Below are 19,994 nucleotides of genomic sequence, written 5' to 3' on the forward strand. Positions count from 1 at the left end.
CCGTCGCGCGCCCCCGAGCCCGCGGACATGGGCAGGCGTCGAACAAACCTCAAGAGAATCAGCCGTCCGCAAACTTCGAATGGACTTGACGATTCGTGCCACAGATAGCGGCGGCGGGAGGCGGAGCTAGTTCTTCAGAATGGTTGCGCGGCGGCGGGCCAACTTCCCTCCCTGACTCCCAATCCTCACTTCACCGCCCCCAACGCCAACCCCTTCACCAAAAACCGCTGCAACCAAGCAAACACTATCGAAACCGGCAACGTCGCGCAGAGAGTAGCGGCCATCACCAAATGCCACTCAACGACATACTTCCCAGCCACCATATCCGTAACCTGCACGGTAAGAGTCTTATTCTCCGGCGACCGAATCAACGTATAAACAACCGCAAACTCATTCCAAGCATTGATGAACGTAAAGATCGCCGTAACAACAATCGCCGGCACAGCCAACGGCAAGAAAACCTTAAAAACAGCCCGAGTCCTCCCACACCCCTCAAGCCACGCCGACTCCTCAAGATCCCTTGGCACAGTCTGAAAGTAAGAAGACAACATCCAAACCGCAAACGCGATATTGAACGCCGCATAAGAAACGATGACCCCAATCTTGGAGTCAACCAGATTCCCATCCCCATAGGGAATCATCGCCGCGAGCCGGAACAACCCAACAACCAGCAAGATCGGCGACAGCATCTGCGTCACCAGCAGAAACTGCGAATACAACCCTTTCCCACGAAACGGAAACCTGGCCAACGCATAAGCCGCCGGCAAGCTCACTGCCAACGCCAACGCAGTCGACAAAAAGCTAATCACGCAACTATTCCTCAGCGCCACGCCGAAGTTAGCCGCAACCCACATATCCGAAAAATTGCTCCACTGCCAATGCACCGGCAACCACCTCGCCGGATAAACAAAAATCTCCGTAGCCGGCTTCAAAGCAGTAAACAACATCACAGCAAACGGAAACAGCACGGCCACAATCAGCGGCGAAAGTGCCAGCCAGCACCACAGCGAGCGCTTCATCTTGACGCTGAGACTCATGACGTCTCTCCTTCTTTCGCGGGCTGCAGGCGCAGATAGGCGATCGAGAAAACGAACAGCATGACGAGCATGATCAGCGACACCGCCGCGGCTTCGCCGGGACGTCCCAGCCGGAACCCAAGCTCATAGAGATACGTGACGAGAATATGTGTGCCGTTGTCCGGGCCGCCTTGCGTCATCACCCAGATGATCGGGAAAGAATTGAACACATAGATCACGTTCAACAGAATCGTCATGTTGATAAACGGCCGCAAGAGCGGCATCGTCAACTTGCGAAACTGCTGCCACGCACTGGCGCCATCCATCCGCGCCGCTTCATAAATGTCACCCGGCACCGACGACAATCCGCCCAGCAGAATCGTCACCGTAAATGGAATCGACACCAGAATGCCGACGGCGATCTCCACCGGAAACGCGAGCTCCGGCGTCGCGAGCCAATGTATCGGACCGTTGATCAAACCAAGCCGCTGCAACGTGACGTTGACCATGCCGTAGTCATCGTTGAAGGCCCAGCGCCACACCACGGCGGTCATCGTCAGCGAGACGGACCACGGCAGCATCACAATCGTGCGCGCCACGCCGCGCCCATAGAAATCCTGATTCAGCACCAGCGCAACCGGCACTGAAATCAGCACCGTGCCGCCCACCACGAACACGGTCCAAACAATCGTCCGCTTAGCAGCAGCGAGAAACGAGGGGTCCGTGAAAATCGTATAGAAGTTCTGCAGACCGGTGAAATCGCGGATCGCGCCGAAGCGCGAGACCTCGTGCAGCGATTGCCACACGATGTTGAAAATCGGATAGCTGATGATGAAAAGCGCCAACACCAGACTCGGCGCAATCAGCAACCAGGGCGCCTGGAGGCGCGAAGAAGCGGAACGGCTCATGCGTGCTCGATCGTAAGACGCGTCCGCATTAAAAAGGCAGACGCGACGGGATGGGCAGGATAGTGCACTACGGACATGACAACCGAAACGCGCGTCGCCTTCACAACGGCGGCGCGCGTTCCGTGTTCACCAAATCACTACGAGACTACGCGATCACTTACCGAGCGACTTGTTCGCTTGCGTCGCTGCGGCAGTCAACGCGTCAGCGGGCTTCGCCTTGCCCAGGTAGATCGATTGCATTGAATCAGTCACAGCCTTCGCGGTGTCTTCCCAACCGGTCACAGTCGGCGCGAAGTGAGCCGTCGGCAGCAGCGCGACGAAAGCTTTGGTGTCCGGATCGTTGAACGCCGGATCGGTCGCCTCAGCCTTGGTGGTCGGCAGGAAGCCTTCGGTCGTCGTGAACTCGACGCGCGGTTCCTTCGTGAACAGATAGTCGAGGAACTTCCAGGCCGACTTCTTCACCTTCGAGTTCTTGAACATCACGATCGAGTCGGTCACCGCATAGGTGGCGTGCGTCGTGCCCATCGGGATCGGATCGATGCCGTACTTCAGGTTCGGCGCTTCTTTCTTGATCTGCTTGGCGAGGAACGGTGCGGAGATCATCATCGCAACGCGGCCCTGCTTGAACAGGTTCTGCACGTCTTCACGGCTGTACCCGGTCACGCCAGGCTGCGTCAGGCCGTCGTCGATCAGGGTCTTGTACAGCGTGGCCGCCTTGATGCCGGCCGGCGAATTGAATGCCGCCTTGCCGTCCTTGCCGACGACGTCGCCGCCGTTGGTCCACAGCGCGTAGTAATAGTAGACGTCGGTTTCGATTTCCTTGCCTTGCAGACCGAAGCCGGCAACGCCCTGTGCCTTCAGTTTCTTCGACGCATCGATCACGTCATTCCACGTTTTCGGGCCGTCGGGATAACCGACCTTCGCGAGCAGATCCTTGTTGTAGTAGAGCGCGCGTGCGGAAGCGGCGATCGGCAGGCCGTACACCTTGCCGTTGATTTCGCCCGGTGCGAGGAACGGGCCGATGAAGCGGCCCTTGAAGCTGGCGTCCATGTAGCCGTCGAGCGGCTCGGCGACGTCGTCCTTCACGAAGTCGAGCAGCCAGCGCGTACCGACGATCGCCAGGTCGGCGTTGGCGCCGCCGGAGATGTCCGTTTGCAGTTTCTGTTGCAGCGTGTCCCAGTTCACGTCTTCGATCTTGATCGTGGTGCCGGGATTGGCCTTCTCGAAGTTACGGGCCATCTTTTCGAAGTACGGCGCGGTCGCATCGCTGTAATGCGCGACCGTCACGCGGACCGTGTCGGCGTGAGCCGCGACGGCGATACCTGCAAACGCGAGCGCCACGGCAACTTTGCCTAGCGCGAGGGAAGCACGGGCATGCAACGACATTTCTCTCTCCTGTGTCGATCGGAGTTAGCGCTTTACGCTTGCTCCGGTCCCATCCAACGATGGTGGGGGGTGGTCTGCTGCCGTCGCCGGCCGCTTTGGGTTAAATTGTTTGAAAAAATCCTACATGACGCAAAATAGCTTGTCACGTAGGGTCTGCCATATTTTTTCTCAGCCAGTTTTGTGCATAAGATGCTGTAAAGCAGGGGTATTCTGCATAACGCGAAGTCACGGATACCCAATCTTCGGGATGACTAGACAACTGTTCGATGTCGGTTTTGTAGGAAATTTACACGCTAAACCGGCGCTGCAACGAGGTTGAAGGGCGAGGGTAGACATGAATCGTGTGGTGTTGGTGACAGGGGCTTGCGGTGGGATCGGCAGCGTGTTGTGCAAGCGTTTCGTGGAGCAGGGCGACACGGTGCTGGCGCTCGATGTCGACGCGGTCGCGCTTCACGGATTGGTTGCGCAACTCGGCGTCGCGCATGTCACGCCGATCACGGTCGACCTGGGTGATGCTGCCGCAGTGCAGCAAGCGGTTGCCGATGCGGTGAAAACGCGCGGTCCGGTGGACGTGCTGGTCGCCAACGCGGGTGCTGCCAAAGGTTTGACGCTCGCCACGACGGATGCCGCCAGTTGGCAGCGCGACATTCATCTGAATCTGAACGGCACGTATCACTCGGTGGAAGCGGTGCGCGCGTCGATGATCGAACGGCAGACGGGCGTGCTGGTGCTGATTGGCTCGGTGAACGGCATGGCCGCGCTCGGGCATCCGGCGTATAGCGCGGCGAAAGCGGGTCTCATCAGCTACACGAAAGCGCTGGCGATCGAACTGGGCCGCTATGGCATCCGCGCGAACATCGTCTGTCCGGGCACGGTGAAGACGCAGGCGTGGCAGGCGCGTGTCGACAAGAATCCGCAGGTCTTCGAGGATCTGAAAAAGTGGTACCCGTTGCGCGACTTTGCGACACCGGACGATATCGCCGATGCGGTGCTGTTCCTCTCATCGCCGATGGCGCGCGTGATTACCGGCGTCGCGTTGCCGGTCGACGGTGGACTGATGGCCGGCAACCGTTTGATGGCGGAAGAACTGACGCTCGAATCGCTTTGAATGGATTGATTCGCTTTGAACTGCTTTGACCCGATAGCGCGGTGTGTTCGTTGCTCGATGAAGCAAGGCAACACGTCCGCATGACAGCACGACGATGAGGACAGCATGGCAGCAGTGCAACTAAGCGGCATCTTCAAACGCTATGGCGACACGCAAGTGGTGCACGGCATCGATCTCCATATCGACGACGGCGAGTTCGTCGTGCTGGTCGGCCCGTCGGGTTGCGGCAAGAGCACGCTGATGCGCATGGTGGCCGGGCTCGAAGAAATCAGCGGCGGCGATCTGATGATTGGCGGCACGCGCGCGAATACGCTTGCACCGCAGCAGCGCAATATTTCGATGGTGTTCCAGAGCTACGCGCTTTATCCGCATCTGTCGGTCTACGAAAACATCGCGTTCGGGCCGCGGATTCGCAAGGAATCGTCGGCGAGTTTCAAGCCGCGGATTGAAGCTGCGGCGAAGATGTTGAACCTCGGCAGTTATCTGGATCGCTTGCCGCGTGCGTTGTCGGGTGGTCAACGTCAGCGGGTGGCGATGGGCCGCGCAGTGGTGCGCGAGCCGTCGCTGTTCCTCTTCGACGAACCGCTGTCCAATCTCGACGCCAAACTGCGCGTGCAGATGCGCACGGAAATCAAGGCGCTGCATCAGCGTCTGAAGAATACGGTGATCTACGTCACGCACGATCAGATCGAAGCGATGACGATGGCCGACCGCATCGTTGTGATGAACGCCGGGCGGATCGAGCAGGTCGGCCGTCCGCTCGATTTGTACGACCGTCCGGCGAATCTGTTCGTCGCGAGCTTCCTCGGTTCGCCGTCGATGAATTTTGCGGAAGGCGTGTTGGTCAATCGCACGGATGGACAGGGTTTCGCGTTAAAACTCACGGACGGTGACGAGATCGTGCTGGAAGGCACGCCGGCCTCGGCGGTGGTCGGCGCAAAAATCACGCTTGGTGTGCGTCCCGAACACATTGAAACGATGGCTGACAAGCCGGACACCACGATGGAAGTCGAAGTGGTGGAGCCGACTGGCGCCGAGACCCATTTGTACGGGAAAATAGGCGGCAACACGTGGTGCGTGACGACTCGCCAGCGCTCGAAAGTCGAGCCCGGTCAGCGCGTCACGCTGCGTCTGCCGGCCGAGCATATTCATCTGTTCGATACGGAGAGTGGACGCAGGCTGGTCTGAACCGCGTGTTGCCGCTTGAGGCTGATTCAAGCTGATTGAAGCTGCGATGCGACGCGGATTCATTTAACCCTTAAGGAACACCGGGTGTCCGCACCGAACTTGATTCCCCACATCCGCGGCGCGCTGGCCAATCTGCGGCCCGCCGAGCGCAAGGTCGCCGAGATGGTGCTGAGCGACGTCGACTTTGCGATGCGCGCGAGCATCACCGAACTCGCCCAGCGTGCGGACGTGTCCGAGCCTTCCGTCACGCGCTTTTGCCGCGCGATCGGCGCGCATGGTCTGCGCGACTTCAAGATGCAATTGGCGCAGAGCGTGGCGGGCGGGGTGCCGTATGCGTCGACGGCGGTTGCGCGTGACGATGACGTGCAGACGTTGATGGACAAGGTGGGTGAAGCTGCTGTCGACGGGATCACGCATGCGTGTAGTGCGTTGGATCCGGCGGTGGTTGAGAGTGCGATTGCGGCGTTGTCGAGCGCGGGAAGGGTTTTCTTCTTTGGCGTTGGGTCGGGTTCGGGGCTCGTTGCGCAAGATGCGGCTTTGAGATTTTTGCGGCTTGATATTGCGGCTACTGCGTTTACCGATGGTCATTTGCAGCGGCTTTATGCGGGGCTCATGGAACCCGGTGATGTGGCGTTTGCGATTTCGCATTCGGGGCGCAGCGTCGAAGTGAATGAAAGCATTCAGATCGCCAAGGAGCGTGGCGCCACTACCATTGCGCTGACTAATGTGGGTTCACGGTTAGCGTGGTTGGTCGATATTCCGCTGCTGCTGCGCGTGCCGAGTCCGATCGATCCGAATACGCCAGGCGTGTCCCGGCTCGTGCATCTGTGCATCATGGATGCGTTGGCGATCGGCGTCGCGTTGAAGGCGCGGCCTAAGACGCTTGAAAAGATGCGGCACGCGAAGGCGCGGTTGTCGTCGCATGAGCCGGAAGCGGCGGGGGATTGATTAAGATGGACGGCCAGCCAGAATTGGACAAGGAGTGCCATGCGGAAAAGGCCGTCGTCTCGCCTGCTAGTCATTGACCCGCTTCAGCGCACCCTGCTTTTTCGTTTTGTTCACAAGCACGGGGCGCTTGCAGGCCAAGCCTACTGGGCAACACCAGGAGGCGGGCTAGAAGAAGGCGAGAGCTTCGAGGAAGCTGCGTGTCGAGAACTCCTGGAAGAAACCGGTATTCAGCGAAGTGATGTCGGTCGACATGTTGCCGAGCGCGCTTTCCGTATGCAACTTCCTGACGGTGAATATGTTTGGGCCGAGGAGCGCTTCTTTCTCGTAAACGTATCGAGCAACGTACTTTCAGGAGCGCAGTGGACCTCACTTGAACGCGAGGTAATGGCGGATAACCATTGGTGGTCGCTAGCCGAACTAGCGGGCACCTCGGAAACGATCTATCCGGAAGATCTAAGTGCCATCCTGAACGCATCTGGCCTTTCCGGCAGCAGCTGATCAATTGGCCATCCCATGCGGAGACTCGACCTGTTTCGCTCGTCAGGTCCACCGCGCGAACCGGAAGCACTTAAAAATGGATTGGAACAACGCATAAGTCACCTCTTCGTTTGCTGACCACTCACATCATCGAGCTGGCCCTTGGGGCCGAGTCAACAAGATATTGAACGGTGCGGCACCGCATTCGCGTTTGTTTCGCGTCGGCCGTGCGTCGGCTAACGGTTGTTCTCGTCTGAAAATGCTTCGGTAATCGCCTGCACGATTTGCGCACTCAACTCAGGCCGCTCGTCAAACAGCGGATAGCGCTTGCGCAGTGTGTTCGACACGCTGTTGTCATTCTGCCGGACGCTTCGAATGATGCCGTCCAGATCGTTGTCGGGCGCCTCGAGAAATTCCTTGATGGCGCGCCGTGCTGAGTCGTTGGCGTGCAGAAAGCGCGCTTCGGTGCGCATTTCATGCGTTAGTGTCATGTCGATCACGTCAGCAAGATAGATGACGTGTGCGGTCAGATCTGGATAGCGCCAGGCGGGCAGTGCGTCGTCATAGGCGCGGAAGTGCAGGTTGTATTCGACACCGTCGTCCGCGATCTCGGTCTTGCCGAACGTGTACTGGTCGGCATAGTGATTCATCAACGGGCGCGAAAAGCGTTCGAGCACTTTGTCGTAAGCGGCGCGATCGCGCGTGCTGTGGGTGATCGTGGCGGATACCGGCAAGATAATTGGCGCAGGCACCGCGCCGTCGCGACGCAGAATGTCGTTGATCAGGAAGCGTGAAATGCGGCCGTTACCGTCGGCCATAGGGTGCACATAGACGAAGCCGAACGATGCCGCGGCAGCACGCACGATAGACGCGCCCCCTTCGGTGCGTTCCAGAAAGCGGCTAAGCCCTGCGAGCATCGTTTCGATGTGTTCCCAATGCGGCGCGATGTAGTCGACCACCGGTTGATAGCGTGCGATGTGTCCCACATACACCGGGGAGCGGCGGATGCCGTAACGCAGGGCCGACTGCCCCAGGATGCCGCGTTGCAAGACGTCGAGCGTTTCAGCGTCGAACGGATTCGCATGCTGTCCGCATTCGCTTTCCATGACTGCGGCAAAGCGGCGGATTCGATCCTCTTTGTCCTGCTCGTGTTCGATCAGAAAGCTCGCACGGCTCTCTTTGACCGTCAGCCAGACGGCGCTGCGCATGATCAGATCGATGCCATAGTCCGCTTCCAGTTCGGCAAGCGGTGCGGCAAGGTTATAAGCTTCGGCGCGCTGAACCGCTTCGACACGTCGAATCACCGGGCAGAAGTCCCGATTGCCCGGCAGGTTGTCGCGCACACGCCAACGCGCGTTGTTGACCGGGGTACCTACGATGAAGTCCTCGGGATTCAGTGCATCGACGTAGTTTCCCCGGGAGACGCCCGGCACGTCCAACGGCACCGGCATCAGCCATTCATAGAAGAAGCAGGCGCGGCGAGCGTACGCGCCAGTGGGCTCGCGGGCGATCCATGCCTCTAACTCATGGCGTACCGGCTGCAGCGCATAAAGCCGAGCGAGGAATTCCAGATGGATGCCCTCGTGCCGGAAGGCGAAAGTCAGGTTATCGGTCAGGCTGGCGGCCGGGCGATAGGGTTCGGGGTAGACCTCCCGGCGGATGTCGCCGTCGGTGGACGTGGAGCGAATCCGTCCGATTTCGCTTTGTACGGCGAACGGGTGAACCGGTACGACGCCGTACGTATTGGATAGCCATTGATAACCGATCTGCGGCATGATTTTCGATCCGGGGTGGCTGGGGCGCGGGCGAGGGCGCGCTGTTTCGCTCAGTTTCGATTATTCGACTCTCAAAACGATTACAAAACGCCTGTTTTCTAAAAAAACGATTATACGGCGTCTGCACATCGTTTCGATTACTCGGCCATCAAAACGATTACAAAACGCCTGTTTTTCAAAAAAACGATTATTTTTCCTTCTCGAGGTCGCTGATTCAGGTCCCGGACAGCGCCATCCACCCGAACCGCCGCGACAACCTCAGGGTCGCCGCGCGCAAAGTCTGCGCGGGGCCGCCTGTGAGCTCGCTATCGAAGCTGCCGCTCGGCCCCATCAGCGCGAGCACCAGACAGATGCTGCCGGTATGGTCCAGCACCGGTGCGGCCAAGGTATTGATACCTGGCACCGGCCGGCTCAACGCGGTATCGATACCGTCCGCGCGGATTTGAGCGAGGCGTTGTGCATAGGCTTTTGTCTCCCCCGCCTCAGCCCCCGCCAGCCGCAAATGATCCTGCGCCAGCAGCCCATGACGCACGTCGTCCGCGACATAAGCAGCAAACACACGCCCAATCGCCGTATTCACCAGCGACATCACCGTGCCGACCCGCAAGCTCACATGCAGCGGCCGCGCGGACTCTTCCAGTCGCACGACGGTCGGCCCGAGCGGCCCAAGCACCGCCATCGCGACACTCATTCCCGTCGATACAGCCAGTTCGACCACTTCCGGCTCGGCTTCCCGCGTCGGTGACAAGCGCTGCAAGCCGATCAACCCAAGCTCCAGCGCCAAAGGCCCAGCTTCGAAACAACCCGCAGCATCGCGGTTCAGCAAACCGATCTTGAGCAGACTCACCAGATGCGGAAACGCTTTGGCCGGCGGCATGCCCGCAGCGGCCGCAAGATCGCGCAAGCTCAATGGCCGCGCAGCCGCAACCAGCGCGCCGAGCAACTCGCCGGTGCTATCGAGCGACTGGATACCGCGCTGCGGTTTCGCATCGGCAGAAGCGGCAGAAGCAGCGTAAGAGGTGTCGAGAGAGTCGGTCACGATGCTGAAGAAGCCAACAAGGAAGGCGCTGCCGCAAGTTCAGCACTGATGTCATGAGCCGCAGCAAGCAGCGCGCGAGCCGTCGGGCCATCGGCGGCAACGTCGATCGCGCCCGTCGAGCCGATCACGGTCAGCGCGAGGCACAAGCGGCCGTCCGCATCGAGCACCGGTGCGCTCAAACTGCTGATGCCCGGACTCGGCGCATCGACGCTGCATTCCAATCTGCGTGCACGGATAGCATCTAAACCTGCTTCGAACGTGGCACGTTCATCAGGCGGCGTCATCGCGCTACTCGCAGCACCCGACTGATTCGCCCACATCCCCGCCAACGCCTCGCGTGGCAGAAAAGCGCAAAACACGCGACCCGTCGACGTCGCCGGCAGCGACATCACCGTGCCCACATGCAGATTCACATGCAACGGAAAACCCGCATGCTCATAGCGGACGATGGTCGGCCCTTGCGGCCCGGCAATACAGATCGCGACGCTGAACCCGATCGTTTCGGCCAAAGCCACGACGCGCGGCACGGCGGCGCGAAACGCCGGCTGGTTCTCCAGATGCATCAAACCCAGCCGCAACGACAGCGGACCCGGTTCATAACGGCCCGACAGCTCGTCGCGTTTGATCAGACCTAAGCGACTCAAGCTCACTAGATAAGCATGCGCTTGCCCCGGCGCGATCTGCGCGGCGGTGGCGAGATCGGACAAAGCCAGCGGGCTGCGCGCCTGCGCGAGCGCCAGCAACACGCGGCCGCCTACTTCAACGCTCTGAATCCCGCGCTGCGTCTTGCCGCCATCCGCCGTCTCGCTGCCGCCCGCACCTTTGCCGGTGGCCGATTTCGCTGCTTTGCTCACGCCCGCGCTCGTCCGTAAAAAGGGTCCATGTTAGCCGAAGCCCTGCGCGAAAGCCGCGCCTTCCTGTCCTTATCTTAGGCTGTCTGAGATTTGCGTATAGCGATACATTTCGCTATTGACAAATAAACCGGCCCGGCCATAAGATGCATTCACCCCGACATACCGGTGCAGTCACAGAGTCAAAACGGGGCGAGACAAGCCTCCAATACCGTCAGCCCGCGCCTCTGAAATCTGAACGCGCAGCCGGCCGTCTCGCCTCACGTCCAACTTTTGAGGGAGACAAGCATGGCAAAGGCATTCGCATCCCAGGCCGACCTGGAAGTCAAGAAAGTCACGTGGACCAAGCTATCCGAGAACGCCTACGCGTACACCGCTGAAGGCGATCCGAACTCGGGCGTGATCATCGGCGACGACGGCGTGCTGATCGTCGACACCACCGCCACGCCGGCCATGGCGCAAGACCTCATCGCGAAGATTCGCAGCGTCACCGACAAGCCGATCAAATACGTCGTGCTGTCGCACTACCACGCCGTGCGCGTGCTCGGCGCGTCGGCGTATTTCGAAGAAGGCGCGCAACAGGTGATCGCGAGCCGCGGCACGTACGAGATGATCGTCGAGCGCGGCGAGCAAGACATGAAGTCGGAAATCGAACGCTTCCCGCGTCTCTTCGCCGGTGTCGAAACGGTGCCGGGCCTGACGTGGCCGACGCTCGTGTTCGAAAAAGAAATGACGCTGTTCCTCGGCAAGCTCGAAGTGCGCATCGCGCATCTGGGCGCGGGCCACACGAAGGGCGATACGGTGGTGTGGCTGCCGTCGCAGAAGGTGCTGTTCTCCGGCGACCTGGTCGAATACGACGCAGCCTGCTATTGCGGCGATGCTCAACTCGAACAATGGCCGGCCACGCTCGAAGCGCTGCGCGCGCTGAAGGCGGAAAAGTTGGTGCCGGGCCGCGGTCCTGCATTGACCACGCCGGAAGACGTCAACAAGGGCCTCGACTACACGAAGGACTTCGTCACTACGCTGTTGCAGCAGGGCCGCGAAGCCGTCGAACAGAAGCTCGATCTGAAGGCCGCGATGGCGCACACGCGCAAGGCAATGGACCCGAAGTTCGGCCATGTGTTCATCTACGAACACTGCCTGCCGTTCGACGTCTCGCGGGCTTTCGATGAAGCGAGCGGCATCACGCATCCGCGCATCTGGACCGCGCAACGCGACAAAGAAATGTGGGACGCGCTGCAAGCCTGATAACAGCATCGAAACGCCGGAAAGCGTCAAGCAGAGCAGAGCGGAGAAGGACGGAGACACAAGATGAGCATCAACTACCAGACGCTGTCGTTCGACTATAAGCCGTGCCGGGAGCAGGCCGGGAAGGGCGATGCGGAACAGGTGGCCTATCCCGTGATCGTGGTCGGCGCAGGGCCGGTGGGTCTTGCTACCGCGATCGATATCGCGCAACAGGGCGTGCCGGTTGTGCTGGTCGACGACGATTGTTCGTTGTCCACCGGTTCGCGAGCGATCTGCTTCTCGAAGCGCTCGCTCGATATTTTCGACCGGCTCGGCTGCGGGCAGCGCATGGTGGACAAGGGCATCAGTTGGAATGTCGGCAAGGTGTTCCTGAAAGATGAACTGGTGTACACGTTCAATCTGCAACCTGAAGCGGGCCATAACCGGCCCGCGTTCATCAACCTGCAGCAGTACTACGTCGAAGGCTTTCTGCTCGAACGCGCGCAGGAGATGCCGAATCTCGAGATCCGCTGGAAGAGCAAAGTGGTCGGCGTGCAGCAGAGCGGCACGACTGGCACTGCGCAAGCCAGCGTGACGCTGACCGTCGATACACCGAACGGTCAGTACCCGTTACGCGGCCGCTATGTGGTGGCCGCCGACGGCTCGCGCAGTCCGATGCGCAATCTGATGGGACTCGACAGCCACGGCGTCACGTTCAAAGATCGCTTCCTGATCGCGGACGTGAAGATGGAAGCGGAGTTTCCGACTGAGCGTTGGTTCTGGTTCGATCCGCCGTTCCATCCGAATCAATCGGTGCTGTTGCATCGTCAGCCGGATAACGTGTGGCGGATCGATTTCCAGTTGGGCTGGGACGCCGATCCGGTGCTGGAAAAAACGCCGGAACGCGTGATCCCGCGCGTGCGCGCGTTGCTCGGACCGGAGGCAAAGTTCGAGCTGGAGTGGGTCAGCGTCTATACGTTTTCGTGTTTGCGCATGGATCGTTTCCGGCACGGCAACGTGTTGTTCGCGGGCGATTCCGCGCATGGCGTGTCGCCGTTCGGCGCACGCGGCGCGAATAGCGGCGTGCAGGACGCGGAAAACCTCGCATGGAAACTGGCGATGGTGCTCGAAGGCAAAACCTCTGATGCCTTGCTTGATACGTATGCAAGCGAGCGCGAATTCGCCGCCGACGAAAACATCCGCAACTCCACCCGCTCGACCGATTTCATCACGCCGAAGAGCCCGGTTAGCCGCGTGTTTCGCGACGCTGTGCTGAAGCTCGCGCGGCATCACCCGTTTGCGCGGCAGTTGACGAATAGCGGTCGCTTGTCGGTGCCGGCGGTGTTGCGTGATTCCCCGCTGAATACGGCGGACAGTGACAGCTTTGAAGGTCTGATGGTGCCGGGGGCATCGTGTGTCGATGCGCCGGTTCATGACGCCGGGCAACCGGCGTGGCTGTTACAGCAACTCGGCCAGCAATTCACGGGCGTGTTGTTCTGCGGCTCGGAAGGTATCGGTCAGGCGACGCAAGCTGCGTTGGATGTGTTGCGAAGTGGGCCGATTCCGCTGAAGCTTGTCGTGGTGACGAGTAACGATGCGCAGATCGATGCGGCTTTGGGTGCAAAGGTTGTGCACGACGTCGACGGTCTTGCAGCCGCTCGTTACGACGGCAAACCCGGCACGTTCTATTTGATCCGGCCGGACCAGCATGTGTGCGCGCGTCGTCGGCAACTCGACGCGAGCTTTGTGGAAGGTGCGTTGAAGCGAGCGTTGTGCGTTGAGGGCACGGCCTGAAGGTAGGGCAAACGCAGCACATCGGCAAAAGAAAATAGCAGGAGACAGTGATGGCATTGAACACGCAACCCAACCTCGCCCGCCCCGACGATTTCTACGAGGCGCTGATCGACATGCACCGCGATCTGGACGAGGCACAGAGTCAGTCAGCCAACGCGCAACTGATCCTGTTGCTCGCCAACCATATCGGCGATCACACGACGCTGCTCGAAGCGATGCGTCACGCACGTGAAGGCGTGACCGATGCTTCGGGGCGAGGTGCGCAGACGCATTCGCTGGCTGCCTGAACACGAATCACGACAAGCGGTAACGATAAAACGCTGCACGCGCGTGGCCGTTCGAGCCACGCGCAATCCACCACGGCGCGCGGCGCATCGATACCGCCGCATGCCGTTCCAGTAGAAAACCGAAACGCGGCGCATCAAGACGCCGGACCCAGCGGGTCCGTTGGACCCTCACGTTTGGAGATGACCCATGAGCCAATCCCTCGCCCCCACGCTCGCGCCGGGCGCATCCGCTGCTGTGCACGACGACTTGTTATATCGCAAGGTCTCGATGCGGATCATTCCGTTTCTGTTTCTGTGTTACGTGGTGTCGTTTCTCGACCGCATCAATATCGGCTTCGCGCAATTGCAGATGAAGCACGACCTCGGTTTCAGCGACGCCATGTACGGTTTGGGCGCAGCGGTCTTCTATATCGGTTACGTGTTGTGTGAAGTGCCGAGCAATATGCTGCTCGCGCGCTTCGGCGCGCGCCGCACCTTCACGCGGATCATGCTGCTGTGGGGCATCGCATCGGTCGGCATGATGCTGGTGTCGAAGCCCACGCACTTCTACGTGCTGCGTTTTATGCTCGGCGTGTTCGAGGCGGGGTTCTTCCCCGGCATCGTGCTGTATCTGACCTACTGGTATCCGGCGCGGCGGCGCGCAGCCGTGCTGTCGATTTTCTTCGCGGGCGTCGCAGTGGCGGGTGTGCTCGGCGGCCTGGTGTCCGGCTGGATCATGCGCGATATGGGCGGCGTGATGGGGCTGTTCGGCTGGCAGTGGATGTTCGTGATCGAAGGTGCGCCGGCCATCGTACTCGGCCTGCTTGCCGCGTTTTATCTGGTTGACGGTCCGCAGCATGCAACGTGGCTCAACGACGCTGAGAAGGCGAAACTGATCGTGCAGCGCGATGAAGACCGCCGCGTTTCATCGGACGCGCATTCATCGCGCGCCGTCATGCAAGCGCTGCGCAATCCGCGGGTTTATCTCTTCGCGTTCATCTATTTCTCGCTGACCTGCGCGTCGTTGACGCTGAACTTCTGGATGCCGCTGATGATTCGCGACTTCGGTGTTCACGATGTGCTGGCGATCAGCCTGTACACCGTGATTCCGAATGCAGTCGGCGCAGTGGGCCTGATTCTGATTGCGCGGCACTCGGATCGTCGTGGCGAACGGCGCAGGCACTTTGCAGTTTGCACGATCGGCGGCGGCATCGCGTTGTCTCTGCTGACGATGCATTTGAGCAGCTTCCCGGCGATGCTCGCGATTCTCTCGGTGGCCGCCGTGCTGATCTTCGCCGCGTTGCCGATTTTCTGGACCGTACCATCGGGCTATCTGTCCGGCACTGCGGCGGCGGCCGGCATTGCGTTGATCAGCAGCATCGGCATTACGAGCGGGATTGTCAGCCCGTGGGTGATCGGTCTGATCAAGACGCACACGGGCAGCATGGACAATGCGTTGTATGTACTGACCGCACTGTTGTTCGTCAGCGGCGTGGCGTTGCTGATTGGCGTGCCGAAGGAAACGAAGCGAATCTAAAGATCGAAGGGGTTCGGACGTCATATCGGGTAGAGTCGCGCATATTCCTTGCGACTCTTACGAGTGAGGCCCGAACCTGCAATGCATTCCGTCGAACCTGTTCCCTTACCGCATGACGGCCCGTCCGATGTCTCATTGTGGCGAGTCGATTTCGCTTTCGACGCGTCGTTGGAGGATGCCGCCTTCGCCGCGCTCAGCGACGACGAACGCGCGCGAGCCGGCAAATTTCTCCGCCACGAAGACGCGCTGCGTTTCGCGTCCGTGCGCGTGGCGCTGCGCGATCAACTCGCGCAGTGTCTCGACATCGCGGCACACACCGTCCGGTTCGAACTCGACGAAAACCATCGCCCGCATCTGGCCGATTCCAACGCGCTCGACTTCAACGTATCGCATGCAGGCTCGCATGGGCTCATCGCGATGTCGCCTAAGCGGCGTGTCGGCGTCGATATCGAACATCGCAGCGACAGCTTCGATTGGCATTCCATCGCGACATTGACGCTCGACGCAAGCGAGGCGGCGTGGATCGACAACCTCGATATTGAAGAACAGCGCACCGCGTTTTACGACGCATGGGTCGCCAAAGAAGCGCTCGTCAAAACCACGGGGGTGGGCATCACGCGCGGCTTGCAGCATCTGACGGTGCTGCCGCGTGATAGCGCCGAGGTGACGCTACGCAATGTGATTCCGGATGACATGCGCGAGATTGCGGCGCGCTGGATCGCGGCGCCTGAAGCCTATGCGGCATGTGTGGCGTGGTCGACGAAAACGTTCACCCGCTAAACGTTTCGTTCGCCAAACACCAACGCCTTCGGCCATCCAACCGCATGCACTTGCGTGACGGGCTGGGCGAGTGCAACCGCCGCACGAATCTTGCCCGACATCGGCAGATCGAGCACATGCCAGCGGCCATGTTCGGCAAGATCGAACGCACAGGATGCGGCATCGCTCGAGAGCAGATCCAGATCGATACCGACCGGCGCATAGCGCAACGCATTGCACAAGCTGCCATAACGCACGCGTTGGCGTGAGGTTTCCCGCGTGTCGTCAAGCGCGGCGCCCGGCGAGGGTACGGCGACGCTCAGACCAAGCGTCGTCGACGCAATGCCGATCACGATCCAGATGCCGGCGTACGCGATATCAATCGTGATGCCGCGGCCGTCGTGCGGATGTCGCGCGCGCAGCTTCTCGTTGCCGTCGTCCTGCAGATCGACCGTATGCGGCTCGCAGTCGAACAGATTCGCGACTATCCAGCGAGTCACCACGCGTGCGCTGATAAAGCGTTTGCGTAACGCCGCGTTCGGGTGAAGCCGTGCGCGTTCGCGCTCTCCCTTCGACATCCACGTCTCGCCTTCCTGCACCGGCACCGGCAACCATTCACAGCGGAACCGCCACAGATGCAACTCACCCGCGCGTGGCGCGGCGACGCTGTGCGGATAGTGGCGCGTTAGCCGATGGGACACGAATTGCGGCGCGGTCGCGCTGACGATCGCGTGTGCGGTCCGAGCAGGTTGAACCGGTCGAGCAGGTTGATCGGCCTGCAAGGCGTTAGCGCTATTCGTCGCCTGCGAGTCGATGCTGTCACGCACACGCGACGGCGCGAGATAAGCGAGTTCCGACGGCATACGCTCGGGTCCTCAATGCATATAGGTGACGCGGCGCGCTTGCACGTCGAGTTCGACACCGGCGTCGAGCAGATCGATAGCGAACCAGCGGATCAGCTTCAACACGCCGCTGACGGCCGGCGCCGGAAGCCATTCGCTCAGCATGCGCAATGCAGCGCCGCTGTGCGTCTTTTGCAGCAGCGCGATGGTTTGCAGGATCACGGCTTCGTCCTTGCCGAGATCGCTGGCGCAGCGGCATCGCATGTCGAGCGGACGATAGGACACGTGCATCAGCGAACGCATCAGCAGATCGAAATGTTCGATGCCATCCTGCCGCAAGCCCACGCCGATCAGGATGTCGCGCCAATGCACCCCGCCGCGCACTGTTTCACACGCCGGCCGCAGCCAGGTGCGCACGGCGCTGAGGACCGTGCGATCGGGCGCGTCAGTGGAATCCGTGACGTGATCGTCGACCAGTTCGGGACGGCTGCTGTATTGAGAGCGGAAGTTCATCGAGGCTCCTGAATGGACACGGTCCAATGAGTCGCGCCGGCCTGATCGGAGGAGGCCACGTCGCAGGCCAGCGCTTGTCGCTCGCGACGGATAGGCGGTGACGCGGTGCGTGCGCCAGGTGCTTGCTTCAATTTTTGGCCGGCTGCGGCGGTAGCCATTCGCGCACATGTTCGCTGCGTGCCGGACGTGCCGTTGCCTGGTCCGAGTTTTTCGACGTGCCGACAAACAGGAAGCCGAGCAGCCGCTCATTCGGTGCGAAGCCCAACGCGTCGTGCAGTTGCGCTTCATAGCTGTCCGGTCCCGTGGACCAGAAGCCGCCGTAGCCGAGCGCGTGGATCGCATTCAGCATGTTCATCGTGGCTGCGCCAACCGCCAGCAATTGCTCGACCTCGGGTATCTTCGGATGGGCCGACAGCGCCGCGCCGAGCGCGATCACAAGTGGCGCCGCGTAAGCCTTCTGCCGCCGATGCGCATGCGCGGAGCGCGGCTCGCCCGGCGAACGGGCGCAGGCGAGGTCGACCAGCACGTCGCCGAGCTGACCGCGTGCGTCGCCGCGGATCGTGACGAAGCGCCACGGCCGCAGATTTCCGTGATCGGGCGCGCGCAAGGCGGCATCGAAGATCAGATCGAGCTCGGCGTCGGCCGGGCCCGGTTCGGTGAGCGGCCATTGGGACTGGCGCGACAGCAGCACTTCAAGTGCGGCCGTCGTCTTGGATCCGGCGGTGGTGTCAGGCGTCGCGGTGGCGGCTGTGCGTTGGCTTTCGGTTTCTGGGCGGCTGATATCTAGCGTGATCATGATTTCGGAGTCGGCGGGTGTCATGGGTGCCATGATGAGCTAATTTACTCGTAAATGCAAATCATTCGCATTTAGAAAATGAATTGGACAGAGCGTTGAACTGCGGCTTGGCACTGGCTGCGCGCGGCCAGAAGGCCTTGCAGCCAAGCTTCGGGCGTTTGATCCGCAACTAACCGTCAGCCGAACGGGGCGGCCCCAGATATGATGGCGAGATGCCGCAGCAAGCCTGCCGCATCCTTGTCTACCCACGCTAGCCAATGCCAACAAAATCTCTCGACGTCGCATCGACCGCCACGCCCACCGAAGCGGCGCAGCGCCTCCCCACCTTGATGCTGGCCGCCGGCCTGTCGTTAGGCAGCGCGATCGCATTGGGCCTCGCGCGCTTCGCTTACGCGTTGCTGTTGCCGTCGATGAAACTCGACCTCGGCTGGAGCTTTGCTCAAGCCGGCGCGATGAATACCGCCAATGCGCTGGGCTATTTACTGGGCGCGCTGGCTTTTCCGCGGCTGGCACGCCGCTGGTCGGCCGGTGCATTGTTCGGCGCGGGCTGCGTGGCCACTGCGCTTCTGATGGCCATCAGCGGTTTGCTGGCCGACACGCATTCGCTACTCGCGCTGCGCATGATCACCGGCGTGAGCAGTGCGGCGGTTTTCGTCAGCGGCGGCGTGCTGGCGGCGCGGCTTGCGTCAGCGAGACCGCACGATGCGGGGCTTGTCCTCGGCTTGTATTACGGCGGGACCGGTTGGGGCATCGTCGCTTCGTCGGTACTCGTGCCGTTGACGATTTTCAACGTCGTGCATGGCTGGCAGTTTGCGTGGTTCGCATTGGCAGTTGCGTGCGCAGTGTTCTCCGCGATCGCCATCGGCGCGGCGAGAAAAATCGAAAGCGTGCACGCGATGGGGTCCTCGACCGCGCATGCTTCCGATGCCGCCGACGCGCCACGTTGGCCGCGTTTCAGCCCCGCACTGGCGGGCTATGGACTGTTCGGCGTCGGCTATATCGGCTACATGACGTTCATCGTCGCGCTGCTGCGCAATGCGGGCATGAGCGCGGTGGTGGTGACGGGCTTCTACCTGTTGCTAGGCGTGGCGACGGTCGTTTCGGCACGCTTGTGGTCCAGTCTGCTCGACCGCATGCACGGCGGCCACGCGCTCGCCATACTCAACGCGTTGCTCGCGGTGGCGACGCTGTTGCCCGCGTTGTTCACGCAACCGTGGGTGGCGTTTGTCTCCGGCGTGCTGTTCGGCGCGACGTTTCTCTCGGCCGTGGCGTCGACCACGGCTTTCGTGCGCCACAATCTGCCGGCGAGCCACTGGGGCAAGGGCATTAGCGCATTCACGATCGTGTTCGCGTTCGGACAGATCGTCGGGCCGATGATAATCGGCTGGGTCTCGGATGGCGCGGGTCTCGCACGTGGGCTGGTCTATTCCGCGTTGCTGCTCGCGGCCGGCGCGGTGCTGGCGGCTTGCCAGAAGCCGTTACGCGGAGCCTGACTGAACGATCCCCAGGTATTCCCGGAGTTCCAGGCGAGTGTCTTAAGCACGTACACTCATCGCTTGTTCCC

19 protein-coding genes are annotated in these 19,994 nt (G+C 60.9%); 10 read left to right on the forward strand and 9 right to left on the reverse strand.

All coding sequences use genetic code 11. The features are described from left to right. Positions 1-185: 185 nt before the first annotated feature. The 3 genes from M0D64_RS28275 to M0D64_RS28285 all read right to left on the reverse strand — a co-directional run bounded on the left by M0D64_RS28275 (position 186) and on the right by M0D64_RS28285 (position 3,310). Positions 186-1,037, reverse strand: coding sequence for a carbohydrate ABC transporter permease (locus M0D64_RS28275; protein WP_097395558.1), 852 nt, complete (start codon positions 1,035-1,037; stop codon positions 186-188). Further along, entirely contained in the window at positions 1,034-1,924 is an 891-nt protein-coding gene (locus M0D64_RS28280; RefSeq protein WP_266239126.1) for a carbohydrate ABC transporter permease, read from the reverse strand. Before M0D64_RS28280 ends, M0D64_RS28275 begins: the two co-directional genes overlap by 4 nt. A gap of 153 nt (positions 1,925-2,077) precedes the next feature. After that, positions 2,078-3,310 (reverse strand): sugar ABC transporter substrate-binding protein, encoded by a 1,233-nt coding sequence (locus tag M0D64_RS28285; RefSeq protein WP_266239125.1) that lies wholly within the window; start codon positions 3,308-3,310, stop codon positions 2,078-2,080. 334 nt (positions 3,311-3,644) lie between these two features. Here M0D64_RS28285 and M0D64_RS28290 point away from each other — a divergent pair, with 334 nt between their 5' ends. The 4 genes from M0D64_RS28290 to M0D64_RS28305 all read left to right on the forward strand — a co-directional run bounded on the left by M0D64_RS28290 (position 3,645) and on the right by M0D64_RS28305 (position 7,052). Then, positions 3,645-4,418: an SDR family oxidoreductase gene (locus M0D64_RS28290; RefSeq protein ID WP_266260165.1), complete on the forward strand. Its 774-nt coding sequence runs from the start codon at positions 3,645-3,647 to the stop codon at positions 4,416-4,418. Positions 4,419-4,523: 105 nt separating this feature from the next. After that, a complete protein-coding gene (locus M0D64_RS28295) occupies positions 4,524-5,606 on the forward strand; it encodes an ABC transporter ATP-binding protein (RefSeq protein ID WP_266260166.1) in 1,083 nt (360 codons plus the stop codon). 84 nt (positions 5,607-5,690) lie between these two features. Further along, positions 5,691-6,554: a MurR/RpiR family transcriptional regulator gene (locus M0D64_RS28300; RefSeq protein ID WP_093641958.1), complete on the forward strand. Its 864-nt coding sequence runs from the start codon at positions 5,691-5,693 to the stop codon at positions 6,552-6,554. 39 nt (positions 6,555-6,593) lie between these two features. Beyond that, the gene (locus M0D64_RS28305; protein ID WP_171928533.1) at positions 6,594-7,052 is read left to right on the forward strand and encodes an NUDIX hydrolase; all 459 of its coding nucleotides are present in this window, start codon (positions 6,594-6,596) and stop codon (positions 7,050-7,052) included. A gap of 215 nt (positions 7,053-7,267) precedes the next feature. On the opposite strand, the gene M0D64_RS28310 is transcribed toward M0D64_RS28305, so the two are convergent. From M0D64_RS28310 to M0D64_RS28320, 3 genes are all read right to left on the reverse strand, one after another. Continuing rightward, on the reverse strand, positions 7,268-8,806 hold the full coding sequence (locus M0D64_RS28310) for a Fic family protein (protein ID WP_266260167.1): 1,539 nt from the start codon (positions 8,804-8,806) through the stop codon (positions 7,268-7,270). Between the two features lie 214 nt (positions 8,807-9,020). Further along, positions 9,021-9,845 carry an IclR family transcriptional regulator gene (locus M0D64_RS28315; RefSeq protein WP_266260168.1) on the reverse strand — a complete coding sequence of 275 codons (825 nt, stop codon included), beginning with the start codon at positions 9,843-9,845 and terminating at the stop codon, positions 9,021-9,023. Beyond that, positions 9,842-10,699 (reverse strand): IclR family transcriptional regulator, encoded by an 858-nt coding sequence (locus M0D64_RS28320; RefSeq protein WP_266260169.1) that lies wholly within the window; start codon positions 10,697-10,699, stop codon positions 9,842-9,844. The genes M0D64_RS28315 and M0D64_RS28320 overlap by 4 nt, the downstream gene beginning before the upstream one ends. A gap of 285 nt (positions 10,700-10,984) precedes the next feature. Here M0D64_RS28320 and M0D64_RS28325 point away from each other — a divergent pair, with 285 nt between their 5' ends. The 5 genes from M0D64_RS28325 to M0D64_RS28345 all read left to right on the forward strand — a co-directional run bounded on the left by M0D64_RS28325 (position 10,985) and on the right by M0D64_RS28345 (position 16,300). Beyond that, a complete protein-coding gene (locus M0D64_RS28325) occupies positions 10,985-11,944 on the forward strand; it encodes an MBL fold metallo-hydrolase (RefSeq protein WP_054035596.1) in 960 nt (319 codons plus the stop codon). A gap of 63 nt (positions 11,945-12,007) precedes the next feature. Continuing rightward, positions 12,008-13,717 (forward strand): FAD-dependent oxidoreductase, encoded by a 1,710-nt coding sequence (locus tag M0D64_RS28330; protein WP_266260171.1) that lies wholly within the window; start codon positions 12,008-12,010, stop codon positions 13,715-13,717. A gap of 50 nt (positions 13,718-13,767) precedes the next feature. After that, positions 13,768-14,004 carry a DUF2783 domain-containing protein gene (locus tag M0D64_RS28335; protein ID WP_266239114.1) on the forward strand — a complete coding sequence of 79 codons (237 nt, stop codon included), beginning with the start codon at positions 13,768-13,770 and terminating at the stop codon, positions 14,002-14,004. A gap of 187 nt (positions 14,005-14,191) precedes the next feature. Further along, positions 14,192-15,520: an MFS transporter gene (locus M0D64_RS28340; protein ID WP_266260172.1), complete on the forward strand. Its 1,329-nt coding sequence runs from the start codon at positions 14,192-14,194 to the stop codon at positions 15,518-15,520. An 81-nt stretch (positions 15,521-15,601) separates the two neighbouring features. Next, positions 15,602-16,300 (forward strand): 4'-phosphopantetheinyl transferase superfamily protein, encoded by a 699-nt coding sequence (locus M0D64_RS28345; protein ID WP_266260173.1) that lies wholly within the window; start codon positions 15,602-15,604, stop codon positions 16,298-16,300. On the opposite strand, the gene M0D64_RS28350 is transcribed toward M0D64_RS28345, so the two are convergent. The 3 genes from M0D64_RS28350 to M0D64_RS28360 all read right to left on the reverse strand — a co-directional run bounded on the left by M0D64_RS28350 (position 16,297) and on the right by M0D64_RS28360 (position 18,430). Continuing rightward, positions 16,297-17,142 carry a hypothetical protein gene (locus tag M0D64_RS28350; RefSeq protein WP_266260175.1) on the reverse strand — a complete coding sequence of 282 codons (846 nt, stop codon included), beginning with the start codon at positions 17,140-17,142 and terminating at the stop codon, positions 16,297-16,299. The two genes, M0D64_RS28345 and M0D64_RS28350, sit on opposite strands and share 4 nt — an antisense overlap. A gap of 12 nt (positions 17,143-17,154) precedes the next feature. Continuing rightward, a complete protein-coding gene (locus M0D64_RS28355; protein ID WP_154562377.1) occupies positions 17,155-17,634 on the reverse strand; it encodes a hypothetical protein in 480 nt (159 codons plus the stop codon). A gap of 127 nt (positions 17,635-17,761) precedes the next feature. Beyond that, the gene (locus M0D64_RS28360; RefSeq protein WP_266260176.1) at positions 17,762-18,430 is read right to left on the reverse strand and encodes a nitroreductase; all 669 of its coding nucleotides are present in this window, start codon (positions 18,428-18,430) and stop codon (positions 17,762-17,764) included. A gap of 257 nt (positions 18,431-18,687) precedes the next feature. Here M0D64_RS28360 and M0D64_RS28365 point away from each other — a divergent pair, with 257 nt between their 5' ends. Continuing rightward, positions 18,688-19,923: a YbfB/YjiJ family MFS transporter gene (locus tag M0D64_RS28365; RefSeq protein WP_266260178.1), complete on the forward strand. Its 1,236-nt coding sequence runs from the start codon at positions 18,688-18,690 to the stop codon at positions 19,921-19,923. Positions 19,924-19,994 lie beyond the last annotated feature (71 nt).

It is taken from the genome of Paraburkholderia sp. WS6, from assembly GCF_030464835.1.
Classification (GTDB): Bacteria; Pseudomonadota; Gammaproteobacteria; order Burkholderiales; family Burkholderiaceae; genus Paraburkholderia; species Paraburkholderia madseniana.